The following is a 14,691-nucleotide window of genomic DNA, read 5'->3' on the forward strand; positions in this document are numbered from 1 at the left end:
GCCGCCATGCCACGCTCGCCAATCATCGCCTGCCTGCTTGCCTTGGTCATATTACTGAGTGGCTGCGCACGCGAAGCCACCCAGACTCGACTCATGACATCGACGACCCAGACTTCGCCATCCGCCATCGAGTGGTGCGGCTCACTCGCGCTGCCCGGCCAATGGCAGGACGACACACCGGTGGGCGGACTTTCCGCGCTGGGCTGGGATCGCGACGAATCGCTGCTCTACCTGATTTCGGATCGCGGCTGGCTGCATCGGGCGCGGCTACGTTTCGAAGACAGCGTCGAAGCCGGCTTCGAGGATGGCAAGCTGAGCGGCCTCGAACCACTCAAGACCTACGTGCTGCGCGATGACGACGGCAACGCCCTCGACGAAGACGCCGCCGACGCCGAGTCGCTGGTATTACGACACGCCGACAATGGCCTGCGCGGCGATACCACGCTGCTGATCGGCTTCGAACGCGACCATCGCCTGCAACGTTTTTACCCCAACGGCTTGCCAATCGACGAGCCACTAACCCCCAAAGGGCTGCGCCGCGCCAAGCCCAACACCGGCGCCGAGGCGATGGGCCGGCATGTCGATAAGGGCATCATCGTCGGCCTGGAAAGCACGCCGGCTGGCGCCATCGCGGGCACCACCCGGCTGTTCTCGCTGAAGACCGGCGACGAGTGGCATTACCCATTGGCCGGCGCCGCCGGCAGTGCGCTGACCGCACTGGAAACCTACGGCGACGATCTACTGGCGCTGGAGCGCGCCTTCGCTCCGCCGGCGCCGCTGGTGATCAGCCTGCGCCGGGTGAGTCTGGGCGACGATGCCGAAATCGAGGTGGAGACGCTAGCGCGACTTTCCAGCGGCGACGGCTGGCGTCTCGATAACTTCGAGGGCCTGACGCGGCTCGGCGGCAACCGCTACCTGATGGTCAGCGATGACAACTTCAGCCTGATTCAGCAGACGTTGCTGAGTTGCTTCGAGCTGCCGCCGCCGCGTGACGCTTGATTGCATCACGGCGCAGCAGCAGCGCTATCGCCGCCAGCACCAGCAGGCTGCCCGGCAGCCAGTGCCAACCGATGCGCTGCGGCTGATCGATGAACAACAGCAGCATCGATACGAACGGCACCAGATAGCTATAGGCCATTACCGCGCCAGGCGTAAGCACTGCGGTGGCGCGCTGTTGCAGCCAGAAGGTCATGCCACTGGAGAATACGCCGAGGTAGGCCAGTAGCAGGGCATCGGACCAGGTCATGCCGACCAAGGCGCCGGGCGACTCCCAGGTCAATCCGAGCAGGCCGATCAGCACGCCACCCGTCAGCAAGCTCCAGAAGGTGCGCAGCGCCGAGCGCGGCGACAGCCAGCCGCGACCCAGCCCCCACTTGCTCAATACCGGGTACAGCGCCGAAGCCAGGCAGCCGACGAAAAACGCCGCCTCGCCGATGCCGAACCCGAGCTCGCCGAACTGACCGCCGGACTCGGCCCAGGCCAGCCCTAGCGCGCCGAGCGCCCCCAACAGCAGAATACCCAGCAGGCGCCAGGCGCGGCGTTCCACGCCGAGCCCGCGACCCAGGCAGTAGGCCAGCAGCGGCACGCTGACATAGAGCGTGGCCATCGACAGTGCGGTGGTGCGGTGCGCGGCCCAGAACATGGTGCCGAAGAACCCGGCCAGGCACAGCCCCATGAAGGCGTACAACGCCAGTCCCGGCAGGTTCGGCCAGCGATCCGGATTGCGCCACGCCAGCGGCCACACCGCCAGCGCGGCGATGGCGAAGCGAATCGCTGTCAGCAACAGCGGCGGCAATCCTTCGCTCATCAGCCCCACCGCCGGGAATGACAACCCCACGAACAGCGCCCACAGCAACATGCCCAGGTGAGCGCGCGTCACGCCTTGCGTGGCATTAATCATTGTCGCCGGCCTCCAGGGTCAGCAGCAGCGTACGTAGCGCGCCGGCCAGCTCGGTTTTTTGCTGGTCGTCGAGCGGCGCCTGTAGCGTATGCAGTGTCGCCAGATAGTCGTCCAATAGCTCCAGCAGCAGCGCCTGACCGGCCTCGCTCAGGCGAATCAGTACGCTGCGCCGATCCTCGGGATTGGGCACGCGCTGAATCAGCCCGGCGCCCTCCAGGCGGTCAAGACGGTTGGTCATTGCCCCGGAGCTGAGCACCGCCGCCTCGCGCAGCGAGTTTGGCGTCAAGCCCTGCGGCTGACCGCTGCGATACAGCGTGGCGAGCAGGTCGAATTCACCCTCGTGCAGGCCATGACGCCGAAACACCGCCGCCACGCGCCGGTCGACGTACTTGGAAAGCCGATACAGACGCGTGAACACGGCCATCGGCGAGGCATCGCATTCGGGATACACGTCGCGCCACTGCTCGAGTACGCCATCGACATGGTCCTTGCCGGGTGCTGCCAGCGACATTTTTAGCTCCACAAAAAGAATCTTTATATAAAGTTAATTGCTCGACAAGGAATTGGCAACGTCTATTTAATGATGCCGAGACGAGTCGGCCAGGCTAGATCAGCCCGGCCGCCACCAACGCATCGGCGACCGGCTGGAAGGCCTCGTCGGGCACCGGGTCGCCATTACCGGCGCGCCTGGCGATCCGCAACGCCAGCTCAGGGTTCCCGACCATCGGGATGTGGCGCTCGGTGGCAGCCTGAAGCAGTTCGGTCGAACGCTCCGGATTGGCCTTGCAGGTAATCACCGGCACCGGCGTTTCACCGCGCACATAACGGATACCTACCAACCAACCGCCGGCGGCGCCGATCATCAGCGAGGCATGCTGCAAACCCACCTGCGACGACAGGGCATGCATGTTGCGGCGCTGTTTCTGGCGTTCGCGCTTGATCTCCGGGTCGCCGTCCATGTCCTTGCGCTCGCGCTTCAATTCGGTCTCGGTCATGCGCTGGTCGCGTCGGAACAGCCAGCGCTGCATCATCACGTCGATCGCCCCGACCGCCACGAAGGCCACCAGCGCGGTGATGACCAGCGGCTTGAGCAGCGCCAGGAAGATGCCTTCGAGGCAGCCCGGACCGCAGCGCGGCGCCTCCATCAGCGACTGCAACCCGAGTCGGTAAACCACGATAAAGGCCACCGCCAGGGCCACCACCTTGATCAGCGACTTGATGAACTCGACCACCCCTCGCACCGAGAATACGCGTTTGAAGCCTTCGACGGGATTGATGTGCTCGAACTTGGGAATCACCGGGTCGGCGGAGAACACCAGGCCGCGCATGACGACGATGTTGGTCAGCACCACGGCAACGATGGTGATGACCACCAGCGGCAGCACCGACAGCAGCACGACCTCCGTACCCAGTGCCATCAGGCGCGGCCACAGCGTATCGAAGGGCTCGTGGTAGAGACGCGTGGTGAGATTGATCAGATCGCGCACGCGGCTCTCGATCGCCGTGGCGCTGATGGCGATATACAGCGTACAGCCGAGCATGACGATGGCGGTGTCCATGTCGGCGCTCTTGTCCACCTGGCCCTTTTCGCGCGCGTCGCGAAGCTTCTTCTCCGAGGGCGGCAGCGATTTCTCTTCACTGGTCTCGTCGCTCATGGCGGCTCCGTTTCGCGGTTACAACGTGCCGATCAGCGCTTCGAAGCGCTGATAATTCTCGCTCATCGCCCCCAACATACCGAGCATCTGCGGTACCAGGAAGACCAGGTAAATCAGCATCAGAACGGTGAACAGCAGGTTCTTGATCGGCAGCGACAAGTCGAACACGTGCAGGTTGGGCGCCATACGTGCCAGATAGGCCATCATCAGGTCGGCAACCAGAATGGCGATGACCAGCGGCGCGATCATCAGCACGCCGATGCCCATGATCTGGTCGAGCAGGCCGAGTGCCGCCAACGCGGTGCGCGCCTCCATTTGCGGCATGAGTTCGCCCACCGGCCACAGCGCATAGCTCTGATAGAAGCCATCGAGCAATAGCAGAAAGCCACCGGTAATGAAGAACATCGCTACCAGCATGACGCTCAGCAGGGTACTGGTGACACCGGACTCGGTGCTGCCCATGGGGTCGAGCAACTGCGCCATCGTCGAGCCGCGTTGCAGGTCGACCAGTTCGCCGGCGACCTCCGCCGCCCAGAACGGAATGCCGAATACCAAGCCGATCAACACGCCGATCAACAGCTCCTTGATCAGCAGGGCGGCGATGGTAAAGGCCGATAGCGGCTCCATCGTCGACAGTGCTTCGAAGGTCGGCACGATCAGCGGCAGCGAGAGCGTCACGGCGACGGCGGAGCGCAAAATGCCGGTCATCCCGAGCCGGTTGAACGCCGGCGTGATCAGCACCATGCCCAGCGCCCGCGCCATGCCGATGGCCGCCGCCATGATCAAGGGGTAGCCCAGCTCGGTCAGCGCGGCGGCGACGTCAGCGAAGATCATGGCCGGAACCCCGGACTAGCGCGACCAGACGGGGAAATTGTCCAACACCTGATTGGCCAGATCGACGATCTGACCCGCCAATAGCGGGCCCGCCAGGATCATCACCAGCAGCACCGCGATCAGCTTGACCCCTTGCGGCAGGGTCTGATCCTGAATTTGCGTCAACGCCTGCAGCAGGCCGACGCCGAAGCCGATCACGATAGCGATCAGCAGCGCCGGCGCCGAGACCAGCAGCACCGTCCACAGGGCGTCCTCCATCAGCGTCAGGTAACTCTCATCCGTCATCGGCGGCTACCCCCCGTAGCTCAGAATCAAGCCATGCATCAATCGCGACCAGCCATCGACGGCAACGAACAGGAATATCTTCAAGGGAATCGAGATCAGCGGCGGCGATACCATGACCATGCCCATTGCCATCAGCACGTTGGCGACGATCAGGTCGATGACCAGAAACGGGATGTAGAGCAGGAAACCGATCTCGAAGGCGCGCGCGAGTTCGGAGGCGACGAAGGCCGGGATGAGAACGATTAGATCGTCGTTCTGGAGATTCTCGCGCGCCTCCTGCGACCAGATGTTCTGCGTGGCATCGATGAAGAAGGCGCGCTCCCGCTCGCTGGCATAGCGCGCCAGATACTCCTGCAGCGGTCTGCTCAATGTTTCGCCGGCCTGCTTTATATCGTCCAAGCTCTCCAGGCTTACCGGACTGCTCTCGAACTGGTGGACGATTTCACCGATCAGCGGCGAGGTAACGTAGACCGTCAGGATCAGCGCAATACCGTAGAGCACCAGGTTAGGTGGCGTCTGCTGCACGCCCAGCGCGTTGCGGATCAGAAACAGTACAATGGATATCTTGAGGAACCCGGTCATTGTCACCACCGCCAGCGGTATCAGGCCAATCGCCGATACGACGATGATGATGCCGATCAGGTTGGGCTCAAACTCATTCATCGCTAGCCAGTCTCACGATCTGCACGCCCAGGCCATCGCCGATCTCGACCAGCCGGCCGCGCCCCATGGAGCGCCCGTTGACCACCAGGTCCACGGCCGCCTCCACCGGCCGCGACATGGTTAGCAGGCTGCCCTCGTCCAGCTTTCTCAACTCACCGAGGGAAAGCTCGAGCCGACCGACCTCGCACACCAGGCGCACCGGCAGTTGATCCAGCGTGGCATCATCCAGGCTCGGTGGGTCGCCGTTGCCGTGCCCCTGTGCATTGTCGGCGTCCGAAGGTGTCTGGGCCATATTGAAGTCTCCATGGGTCAGGGCGTAAGGCGGGCAGAGCAGGCGCAACTGGCCATCGTGAATGGCCACGTCGGCGACAATCCGACCGGCAATCACCGCGGCCATGCCCCGCGCCGGCCGCTCGAGCATGACCACGTCGCCCGGAACCAGGCGACGCAGCTCGGCGAGTATCAGATCCTGATGGCCGACGATCCATTGCAGCGGCAACGGCACCGTCGAGTAGGCCTTGAGCCTCGCTGGGCAATGCGTGTCGAACGCTGGCAGCAGCCGCTGGGCGGTCGCGGTGGCCAGGCATAGTCTCAGGTCATGGGTCCGGCCACCGGCTTCCAGGCGCAGCGGCAGGCGAATGGGCAGCGTATCCGCCGGCTGGGTGGCGTCACCGAGCAGGTGAATCGCCACGCCGAGTTGCGCTTCCAGGGGCTCGAGCCATTCGAGTAGCGCGTATTCCAGCCACAGGGCACGCAACTCGGCGTCGCCTTGCGCCAGCGGGCGTTGCAGCCCCAGATGCGCGGTCAGCGCCGCCAGGGCCTCCGGGCTGGCTTCCAGCGTCGCCGGCGCCGTACCGAGGGTGAGGCCGAGCGCTAACGGGAGCGGCGGTGCCGACTTCGCCTCATGTGCGAAATACCAGGTCAGCGCGTGGCCATCGAGCGATAGCGTCAGCGGCCGACGTGGCCGACGCAGCGCATTGAGGATCGCCACGCTATCTGCGGCGATGCGCGTCAACCGTACCGGCGCGGCCTCGCCGGCGTTATCTCCGGTCACGCGACAGTTACCATCCATGGACAAGCCGCCCCCCATTAGCGCCCTCCTCGTGGGGTGGGCGAAGCGATATCCTCGAGTTCCAACTCCGCGCGGCCTTCGTCGGCACGTCGCTCGCCGCCGCGTTTACGCTCCAACAGTGTCTCCAGCGCCTGGCGCGCGCGCACGCGCTGCGCCCATTCGCTGGCGCGCCGGTCGCACTCGGCGAGTTGTCGCTGATGCTCGCGGTCGGCGGTCCGGCGCTGCGCGTCAAGCTCGGCCTGGCGCTGGTAATGGCCGTCGATGTCCTGCCTGGCCTGCTCCAATGCCTGCGCCGACAGCGGCGCGCCCTGCGCGGTATCGAACCACTCACGCTCCTGGCGATCGAAATTCCGACATTGCGTGGCGCGCTCGGCGTCCAGCCTGGCGATACGTTCGGCCTCGGCCCGGCACTGCCGGCGCTGCTCGGCCAGGGCGGCTTCGGCCCTGCGCTGGCGACGTTCGCGCAGCGCGAGCAGACGCTCGAGTTGCTGGCGTGGATTCATGACACGATCTCGCTCATGCGCCGCTGGGTTTCCTCGAGCCCACAGCGCTCGTCTCTCGGCTGGCGCAGGAATGCCTCGATGGCCGCGTGTTTCTTCACCGCCTCGTCGCTGCGGGCGTCGCTGCCCTCCTGGTATTCGCCGACCTGCAGGAGCAGTTCGACATCGCTGTAGCGCGCCAGCAGATCGCGCATCCGACCGGCGTCGTTACGGTGGGCCTCGGGGGCCACCACCTCCATCAGCCGGCTGCGGCTGGCCAGCACGTCGATCGCCGGAAAGTGATCGCGACGGGCCAGATCGGCGCTGAGCATGATATGCCCATCGAGGATCGCGCGCGTCTCCTCGGCCACCGGGTCGAGGGTGCCATCGCCCTCGGTGAGCACGGTGTACAGCGCCGTGATGCTACCGCTGGGGCCGGGGCCGGCGCGCTCCAGCAGCCGCGGCAGCGCGGCGAAGAACGACGGCGGATAGCCGCGCCGAGTCGGTGGCTCGCCGGCGGCCAGGCCGATCTCGCGCTGCGCGCGGGCGAAGCGGGTGATGCTGTCGACCAGCAGCAGCACATCGCGGCCCTGATCGCGGAAATACTCGGCCACGCTGGTGGCGACCAGTGCCGCGCGGGCGCGCTCGATGGCCGGGCGGTCGGAGGTGGCGACCACGCAGACCGTGCGCTGGCGCGCCTCGGCGCCCAGTTGCACGTCGAGCAACTCACGCACCTCGCGCCCGCGCTCGCCGATCAGCCCCAGCACGATGACATCCGCCTCGCTACCCCGCACGATGGCGGAAAGCAGCGACGACTTGCCCACGCCGGGCTCGCCGAAGATACCCAGGCGCTGGCCACGGGCGACGGTCATCAACCCATCGATGGCGCGAATGCCCAGCGCCAGGGGGTGTTGGATCAATTGCCGCGCTAGCGGTTCGGGCGGCTCGGCATGAACGGGGTATTCACTCAATGCGCCATCGCCGGTATCCGGCGCGGCATCGATAAACGTGCCCAGCGGGCTGATGACCCGGCCGAGCAGCGCCTCGCCCACGGGAACGCCCTGGGGAGCGCCGGTGGCGATGACCTCGGCACGGGTCGACATGCCCTGCAGATCGCCGATCGGTGAGAGGATGACGTCCTCGTCCTCGAAGCCGATGACCTCGGCGGCGACACGCCGACCGCTCAACGGGTCGCGCAAATAGCACAGCTCGCCGATACCGGTGCCGTCGACTCTGGCATGTACCAGCAGCCCACGAATCCGCCGCACGCGGCCGTGCACGGGACGCAATTCGGCCTGCGCGGCGCGTTCGCCAAGACGCGGCAGCAGCGCCGTGAGGTCGCTATCGGTCATGGCGTCGCGATCGCTCATGGCGCCTTCTCCGACTTGGCAGCCAATGCACGGCGCAGCACATTCAACTGCGAATCCAGCCCCACATCGACGACCGCGACCGGGCTGACCAGCAGGCACTGGCCAGCGCCGAGCTGGGCGTCGCCCTCGACGCGGCAAAGGGAGCGCTCGCTTTCGTCGGCGGCCAGCAAGGCTTCGACCCGCGCCACCCGTTCGGGCGCGACGCGCACGGTCACGGCCATATCGTGGCGATACTCGCGCAGTGCCTGATGCACGCAGCGGCTGATCAATTCGGCATCGTCGAACTCACCGAGCACACGCCGCACGATCTGCAGGCTCAACTCGGCCAGGGATTGATCCAGGCCACCCAGATAGCGCTCCACGCGATCTGTCGTTCGGGTCAGCAGTTCGGCTGCCTGGGCCTCGCCTTCGCGGCGCCCCGCTTCGAAGCCTTCGGCACGCGCCGCGGCGACGGCACGCCGGGTCTCGGCATCCTGTTCCCCGGCACGCTGCCGGGCGCGCTCGAGAAAGGCATAGCCGTCGACCCAGGCCGCCGCCTCCTCGCCACGCAAAATGACCTTGCCAGGGCGTGTCGGCATCTCGTTCATGTCGGCTCCTGCGGCGCGGAATCGCTCGGCATGGTTGCGATGATGGCCGCCGCCCGACGGACGATGGCGGCACCGCGCTGGTGTATCTCGGCGGCGATCCCGTCGGTGGCCGAGGGCACATCGCCGGCCAGCCTCAGACGCAACCAAGCGGCCAATTCGGCGGGCTGTTGCGCCACCCATATGGCCAGGCAGGCGGCGCCATCACGCGCGATGGCGTGCTCCAGGGCGTCATCGTCGGCATGGGCGGTGTCGGCAATCGCCAGTTCACGATGGGCCAGCGCAGTGGCAAACGCCGCTTCGCCGAAACGCGCCTTGAGCTCAATGACCCGGGGCGCGCGAATCTCGCGCACGAAGGCCGTGGCATGGCAAATGGCGCCACAATAATGCGCCAGGCTGTCGCCACCATCGGGCGGCAGCAGGTACACCGGCAAGTCATCCGCCTGGGGCGCGGGTAGCGCCTCGGGCGGGGCCAGCGCATGACGCTGAACCAGTCGCTGGGTCAGCCGGCCTTGAAAACGGGGGTGCTGGGCAAGCGCCGTCAGTGTGGCTTCATCCGCCATGTCACCCAAGCAATCGCCAAGCCAGCGCCGGGAGACGAAGCGCATCGGCGCGTCGACGAAGGCTCGCCAATCGGCGCCCGTGGTTGGATGAAGCGGCTCGCCGATACTCATGACGGCGGCGCCAGATCGTAGCTGCGTCGATAATAATGACGCCAGATCATCCAGCCCAGTGCGCCGGCCAAGCCCAACACGAGCACCAGCAGGATGCCGAAGATCCAGCCGGCGCGGGCCACGCTGCTGGCCGGCATGGCGATACCCAGGAACGAATCCAGTGACTGCGGCGCCGCTTGGGGTATTTTCGGCGCCCTCGCGGCGACGGGAACCACCGAGATATTGTCGTAGGCGAGCCCCGAAATGCTATTGGCGACCAGGGTCTTGATCTGGGGAATCAGCGGATTGACGTCGAGCGTCGGCGTGTGGCGAATGAATACCGCCGCCGATGAAGGCGTACTGTTTTTCGCCATGAGATCGTTGTCGGGCAACACCACGTGGACCCGGGCGGTAAGCACGCCATCGATCTGCGACACCGTGTGCGAGAGCTCCTGGCTGAGCGCGTAGATCATCTGCGCGCGCTCTTGAACCGGCGACGACACCAGGCTGTTGCTCTCGAACACTTCGCCGAGATTGGCGAAATCGTGTTCCGGCAGGCCGAGGCGATCGAGAATATCGACCGCCTCGGCGAAGCGGTCCTCATCGACGGTGACGGTCATCAGGCCCTCGTCCTGAGCGACCCGACTGGCGGAAATCCCATGACGCGCCAGCGTGGCCACCATGACATTGGCCTCGCGCTCGCTCAGATCGGTATATAGATCGCTATCGCCGCAGGCCTGTAGCAGCAGCGCCATGACCAGAACCACCAACGACTTGCCAAGGGCTCGGCGTGCCCGCATGGGGCGGTGACGAGGCGGCAAGGATTATTGTCCCTTCAACAGAGTATTGGCGGCGCCGGAGAACTGCGTCGTACCACGGACCACCATCTGGGTCTCGATCGCATGATCGAACACCGAGCCCAGCGACTCGATGATGCGGTCGAAGTGTTTGTCATCGGGGCTACCGACCGCTTCCGCGCCCTGGGGTGTCGCCTGCGCGTACTCGGCACCATCGCCCGCCGACGGCGAATCGACGCCGACATCGCCGATCCGGCTAGAGAAGCTCTGCAACCGTTCGATGGAGCCATCGAGGTTGTTCATGAGGTTGGCGCCCACCTCGGCGGGAGACAGACCCTGCGAGGAGGCGCTCGATGTATGTGCCATATGCTCGAACAGGTTCTGCGATGCCAGCGATCCCATGTCGGGAGTATTGGCCGGCACGGCGCCCGCGCCGATCGGTGTCGTGGGAGTCATGGCTTGCCCATCCAATTAACTAATCGCGATTCATGGGCCGCGATGCCGGGACGTACGCGCCGCCCATGGCAAGCACCGCGGTCGTTACTCGGATAACGCTTGACTCAAGACCTTGCTGGCCAGCGGCATCAGCAGCATCGGGGCGAAGGATGCCATGGCGCCCTCAATCAGCTGACCGCTGATTTCGGAACCGTTTTGATTGGCCTTGGCCTGATTGACGGCCTCATCGAAGGCCTGCTCGTTAGGCCCCGCAGTGTTGTTGGCGCTGGCGGCATTGACGGATTCGATAGCCATGTTGCCCTCCTCTCCTTGGTAAGCTTGCCTGGGTAAGTCTGTCTGCTCAGACGCTACGACGTTGACGGTCTAGCCGAATGGAACGAGCCTCTGAACCGGGCCTCGCTCACTCGGTGGCTTGCGTGTTCGTTACCACGCTGCCGCGAAACACGGTGACCCCGGCATATCCCGACGCAGCCGGCTGGCGCAAGCGGTCGACACGCCGCGCCACGCTATCGATCCAGGCCGGCGGGCCCACCACCTGAAGCGCCGAGCCATCGTCGACCAGCTGGGCCGATAACGGTTCGCCGACGCGCCGATCGAGACTTTTCATCAGCCGAGTCGAATCGATACCGCGCAGATCGAAGGTACGCTGGGTGATTTCCCCACGTGTGGCGACGTGGATCACCGAGCCATCGAAGTACCAGACCAAGCCGTTGGCCGCGGCCACCCGATCGAGGAATTCGCCGGCGCTGCCGCTCGGAATATCGCCGCGCACGCGACCTTCCACCTCGCTGGAAATATCCATCGGCAGCGACAGGTTGCGTCCGAATTCCGTCAATACGTCACGCACATCCTGCTCGATGACCACATAGCGATACTCTTTCTCAAGCCATTCGGCGCGCTGCGAAGCGGACTCATCGACAGCTAATGCCACTGCCGGCCACACCACCATGCCAATACCGACCATCAACGTCCTTGCCGCGCAACCGGGCACATGAGATAGCCTTATCGCAACAGCGTGTCGCAGCCTTTCCCAGCCACCTTGGCTCAGGCTATGTCGAGTCTGGCGCACGCCGATGATTCGCCCCTTCGAGCCGTTGACGTTTTCTTGAATCGATGTACCAATAGTAGAACTCTTGAATAAAGTTTTAACGAATCGACCCACTTTTTTGTGCATTTTTTGTCACCAACCGAAACGTAAGGTATCTCTGCCAATAAACGCTTTGACACACCCTGCCAAATCGCTCAACCAGGCTTCATACAACCGCTAGCAAGGAGACTCATCATGCTCCGTTACCGCCTGCTTCGTAACGGCATTCGCCTGGTTTTCCTGGTGTCCTGCCTGACACTGACCGCCTGCGCGACCACCGCTCAACAGGATGAGCAGTCGCATCTGCTGGCCCTGGCGGATGACGTCGCCCGGCACGGCGATCATGCCACTGCCGCCAGCATGTACGAGCGCGCCCTCGAAATGTCCAGCGACACCCCCGAGATTCACGTTCGGCTCGGCGATGCCCTGCTCGCCGCCGGCGACCTGGAAGGCGCGGCCCAGGCCTACCGCGACGCACTCGCCCTTGACATCACCCATCCCAAGGCCTTGCTCGGGTTGGGGTCGACCCAACTGCGCCTCGGCAACGTCGAACGCGCGGTTCGCAACCTGCAGAAGGCGGCGCCCGAACTCGACACGGTACCCGCCTGGAGTCGGTTGGGCGTCGCCCAGGCCCTGCTGGGCCATGGCCAGGCCGCGCAACGCGCCTTTACCCATGCCGTGTCGCTAGCCCCCAAGAACTCGCTCGATGAGCGCACCAACCTGGCCTTGGCCCAGTCGCTGGCCGGCGACGATGCCGAGGCGGTGTCCCAGATGCGCCAGGTCAGCGCCTCGCCATTGGCCGAGGATCGCCACTTCCGCAACCTGCTGCTGGTACTGGTCCTGGCCGGACAGACGCAGCAGGCGACAACCGTCGACATTCCCGACATGCCCCAGGCGCGCCGGCAGTCGCTGATCGAGCAGGCCCAGCGCATTCGCGACGTCGCCGACCCGGCCCAGCGCGCCCGGATGATGGGCCTCAACCTGGCGCCTTGAATCCGGCGGCCGCCGGAACGCCGGCCGCCACGCTTACAAGTCACCCGTGGTGGCGTATCCGCTCATCGAGCCGCTGGCTTCCTCCTCGAGCCGACGGCGGCGCTCGTTGGCACGCTTGCGGCCATTGAGCTGTTCGTGGGCGGCGCGCGCTACGGGCCCCGCCCGGGCCGGACCCATTTCCTGGCCGTGCAACAGATCGCCAGGGTGCTCGACCATCAGTTGCAGATTGAGATCGTTGGCGCAGCCAGGCGGTAACTCGATGATGCCCGACTGGTCGGGCTCGGCCTGGCAGGTATTGGGCACGATGAGCTGGCGCTGCATGCCTTCGCTGCCCGGTAGCGGCCCACCCACTGCGCCGACCTGACGGTAGCCGGTTTCCCACGACATCGGCCCAAGCGCCGACTGGCAGCCGGTCAGTAGCGCCAGCAAGGGGAGCAGTCGCCACAACGGCTTGTCGAGATGCTGTTTCATTGCCATCGCTCCCGCGCTCATTGCAGATAGAAACCGAACGGATCATCGCGTAGCCCCGCCGACTCCACGTAGCGAGCACGGCTGTCGGCCAGGCGGGTGCCGGTGCTGACCCGTGCCTGGTCCAACGGCGTTCTCGGGGTCGGCGACGAGGCAGGCGAAACGATGTAGGGCGTGATCAGGATCACCAGCTCGGTCTCGTTGCGCTGAAAGCGTCGCGAACGAAACAGGTTGCCGAGGATCGGGATATCGCCCAGCACCGGGATACGCTCGATATTGTTCGACGCGCTGCGCTGGAACAGGCCGGCGATCGCGAAGGTCTGGCCGCTGCCGACCTCGACCACCGTATCGGCGCGGCGTACCTGCAAACCGGGCACGCTGATGCCGCCGATCTCGACGCCGCTACTAGTCAGGCTGCTCACCTCGGGGCGCACGTGCAGCGAAATGCGTCCATTGGGCAGCAGGGTCGGCGTAAACAGCAGCGAGACGCCGAACTGCTTGTACTCGATACCGATCAGATCAGCGCTGACCGGCACCGGGATCGGAATCTCGCCGCCCGCCAGGAAGCTGGCGGTCTGACCGGTGACGGCGGTGATGTTGGGCTCGGCGAGAATCTTCAGCAGGTCGTTGCGCTGCAACGCCTGGAGCAGGCCATCGACGCTGTCGACACCGCTGGCGATGGTGCCGAACCCGGCGTTGGCCGCCGAGCCGGGAAAGACCCCGAGCGAGAACGAGCCATTATTGATCAGCGCGCTCCAGCTGACCCCGTATTGCAGGAGCTCATCCCGCGATACCTCGGCGAAACGCACGCGCAGGTTGATCTGGGTCGCGCCGCCATAGGTGGTGTTATTAAGCGCCGTGGCGCCCTCGGGGGTCTGGCTTGCGAGGGTCGACTGCGTGGCAATGGTGCCGTCGATATCCTGGCTTTCGCCGGTCGCGACCAGTTGATTGCCAGCCATGCGCAGGCGAATCGGACTGTCGTCGTCGATGCCACGCAGTGCCTGGTTGGCCACCCGGTCGCCATCGCGTACCTGCAGGCGTATCGACGCCTGATTCCGCTCGTCGGTGTCCAGCGCGATCAGGTTGGTATCGCCCTGGCTCTTGCCGAACAGATAGATGACGCCGGGCGACACCACCTGTACGTCGGCGACCTTGGGATTGGCCACGAACACCGAGGCCACCGCCTGATCGAAGCGCACGATACGACCCTGGCCGGTTTCCAGGGTAACGGCTCGCTCACCAGTTGCATCGACCGTCACCTCGGCTCGGGCCGGCGACGCCAGCAGGATCAACACGAGCGCCAGAAGATAAGTCAACCAACCCATGGGTGGGCTTGCGGCCATTGGATAACGAGAGAGCGTACTGGGAGTCATGAATGATGTCGCCTTGTCACGG

General features: G+C 65.1%; 19 protein-coding genes. 2 read left to right on the plus strand and 17 right to left on the minus strand.

Features of this window, described 5'->3' with window-relative positions; genetic code table 11:
* The first annotated feature begins 6 nt into the window (after nucleotides 1-6).
* Entirely contained in the window at nucleotides 7-999 is a 993-nt protein-coding gene (locus tag BLR92_RS13530) for an esterase-like activity of phytase family protein (protein WP_089729462.1), read from the plus strand.
* Here the strand turns inward: BLR92_RS13530 and BLR92_RS13535 are convergent.
* The 15 genes from BLR92_RS13535 to BLR92_RS13600 all read right to left on the minus strand — a co-directional run bounded on the left by BLR92_RS13535 (nucleotide 938) and on the right by BLR92_RS13600 (nucleotide 11,712).
* Nucleotides 938-1,900, minus strand: a complete 963-nt coding sequence (locus BLR92_RS13535; RefSeq protein WP_245704211.1) for a DMT family transporter — start codon at nucleotides 1,898-1,900, stop codon at nucleotides 938-940. The genes BLR92_RS13530 and BLR92_RS13535 overlap by 62 nt on opposite strands.
* Nucleotides 1,893-2,411: a MarR family winged helix-turn-helix transcriptional regulator gene (locus BLR92_RS13540; RefSeq protein ID WP_089729464.1), complete on the minus strand. Its 519-nt coding sequence runs from the start codon at nucleotides 2,409-2,411 to the stop codon at nucleotides 1,893-1,895. Before BLR92_RS13540 ends, BLR92_RS13535 begins: the two co-directional genes overlap by 8 nt.
* A 94-nt stretch (nucleotides 2,412-2,505) precedes the next feature.
* Nucleotides 2,506-3,555: an EscU/YscU/HrcU family type III secretion system export apparatus switch protein gene (locus tag BLR92_RS13545; protein WP_089729466.1), complete on the minus strand. Its 1,050-nt coding sequence runs from the start codon at nucleotides 3,553-3,555 to the stop codon at nucleotides 2,506-2,508.
* A gap of 18 nt (nucleotides 3,556-3,573) precedes the next feature.
* Nucleotides 3,574-4,389: a type III secretion system export apparatus subunit SctT gene (gene sctT / locus BLR92_RS13550; protein WP_089729468.1), complete on the minus strand. Its 816-nt coding sequence runs from the start codon at nucleotides 4,387-4,389 to the stop codon at nucleotides 3,574-3,576.
* A 15-nt stretch (nucleotides 4,390-4,404) separates the two neighbouring features.
* On the minus strand, nucleotides 4,405-4,674 hold the full coding sequence (gene sctS, locus BLR92_RS13555) for a type III secretion system export apparatus subunit SctS (protein WP_089729470.1): 270 nt from the start codon (nucleotides 4,672-4,674) through the stop codon (nucleotides 4,405-4,407).
* Between the two features lie 6 nt (nucleotides 4,675-4,680).
* The gene (gene sctR, locus BLR92_RS13560; protein ID WP_089729471.1) at nucleotides 4,681-5,337 is read right to left on the minus strand and encodes a type III secretion system export apparatus subunit SctR; all 657 of its coding nucleotides are present in this window, start codon (nucleotides 5,335-5,337) and stop codon (nucleotides 4,681-4,683) included.
* Entirely contained in the window at nucleotides 5,330-6,409 is a 1,080-nt protein-coding gene (gene sctQ, locus BLR92_RS13565; protein WP_175488815.1) for a type III secretion system cytoplasmic ring protein SctQ, read from the minus strand. Before sctQ ends, sctR begins: the two co-directional genes overlap by 8 nt.
* Before the next feature lie 17 nt (nucleotides 6,410-6,426).
* Nucleotides 6,427-6,912, minus strand: a complete 486-nt coding sequence (locus BLR92_RS13570; protein WP_089729475.1) for a hypothetical protein — start codon at nucleotides 6,910-6,912, stop codon at nucleotides 6,427-6,429.
* Entirely contained in the window at nucleotides 6,909-8,258 is a 1,350-nt protein-coding gene (locus BLR92_RS13575; protein ID WP_245704212.1) for a FliI/YscN family ATPase, read from the minus strand. The genes BLR92_RS13570 and BLR92_RS13575 overlap by 4 nt, the downstream gene beginning before the upstream one ends.
* Nucleotides 8,255-8,845, minus strand: coding sequence for a type III secretion system stator protein SctL (gene sctL / locus BLR92_RS13580; RefSeq protein WP_175488816.1), 591 nt, complete (start codon nucleotides 8,843-8,845; stop codon nucleotides 8,255-8,257). Before sctL ends, BLR92_RS13575 begins: the two co-directional genes overlap by 4 nt.
* Nucleotides 8,842-9,516, minus strand: a complete 675-nt coding sequence (locus BLR92_RS19770) for a type III secretion protein (RefSeq protein WP_175488817.1) — start codon at nucleotides 9,514-9,516, stop codon at nucleotides 8,842-8,844. Before BLR92_RS19770 ends, sctL begins: the two co-directional genes overlap by 4 nt.
* Nucleotides 9,513-10,295 (minus strand): type III secretion system inner membrane ring lipoprotein SctJ, encoded by a 783-nt coding sequence (gene sctJ / locus BLR92_RS13585; RefSeq protein WP_089729479.1) that lies wholly within the window; start codon nucleotides 10,293-10,295, stop codon nucleotides 9,513-9,515. The genes BLR92_RS19770 and sctJ overlap by 4 nt, the downstream gene beginning before the upstream one ends.
* A gap of 24 nt (nucleotides 10,296-10,319) precedes the next feature.
* The gene (locus BLR92_RS13590; protein ID WP_217636589.1) at nucleotides 10,320-10,748 is read right to left on the minus strand and encodes a hypothetical protein; all 429 of its coding nucleotides are present in this window, start codon (nucleotides 10,746-10,748) and stop codon (nucleotides 10,320-10,322) included.
* 84 nt (nucleotides 10,749-10,832) lie between these two features.
* Nucleotides 10,833-11,042 (minus strand): hypothetical protein, encoded by a 210-nt coding sequence (locus BLR92_RS13595; RefSeq protein ID WP_089729481.1) that lies wholly within the window; start codon nucleotides 11,040-11,042, stop codon nucleotides 10,833-10,835.
* Between the two features lie 106 nt (nucleotides 11,043-11,148).
* Nucleotides 11,149-11,712, minus strand: a complete 564-nt coding sequence (locus tag BLR92_RS13600) for a hypothetical protein (RefSeq protein ID WP_089729483.1) — start codon at nucleotides 11,710-11,712, stop codon at nucleotides 11,149-11,151.
* A gap of 318 nt (nucleotides 11,713-12,030) precedes the next feature.
* Between BLR92_RS13600 and BLR92_RS13605 the strand changes: the two genes are divergently transcribed.
* A complete protein-coding gene (locus tag BLR92_RS13605) occupies nucleotides 12,031-12,828 on the plus strand; it encodes a tetratricopeptide repeat protein (protein ID WP_089729484.1) in 798 nt (265 codons plus the stop codon).
* Nucleotides 12,829-12,861: 33 nt separating this feature from the next.
* On the opposite strand, the gene BLR92_RS13610 is transcribed toward BLR92_RS13605, so the two are convergent.
* Together BLR92_RS13610 and BLR92_RS13615 are read right to left on the minus strand one after the other, a co-directional pair.
* A complete protein-coding gene (locus BLR92_RS13610) occupies nucleotides 12,862-13,299 on the minus strand; it encodes a hypothetical protein (RefSeq protein ID WP_089729488.1) in 438 nt (145 codons plus the stop codon).
* 17 nt (nucleotides 13,300-13,316) lie between these two features.
* A complete protein-coding gene (locus BLR92_RS13615) occupies nucleotides 13,317-14,669 on the minus strand; it encodes a type II and III secretion system protein family protein (protein WP_089729490.1) in 1,353 nt (450 codons plus the stop codon).
* Between the last annotated feature and the right edge of the window lie 22 nt (nucleotides 14,670-14,691).

Source organism: Modicisalibacter muralis (genome assembly GCF_900102945.1).
In the GTDB taxonomy this organism is placed as follows: domain Bacteria; phylum Pseudomonadota; class Gammaproteobacteria; order Pseudomonadales; family Halomonadaceae; genus Modicisalibacter; species Modicisalibacter muralis.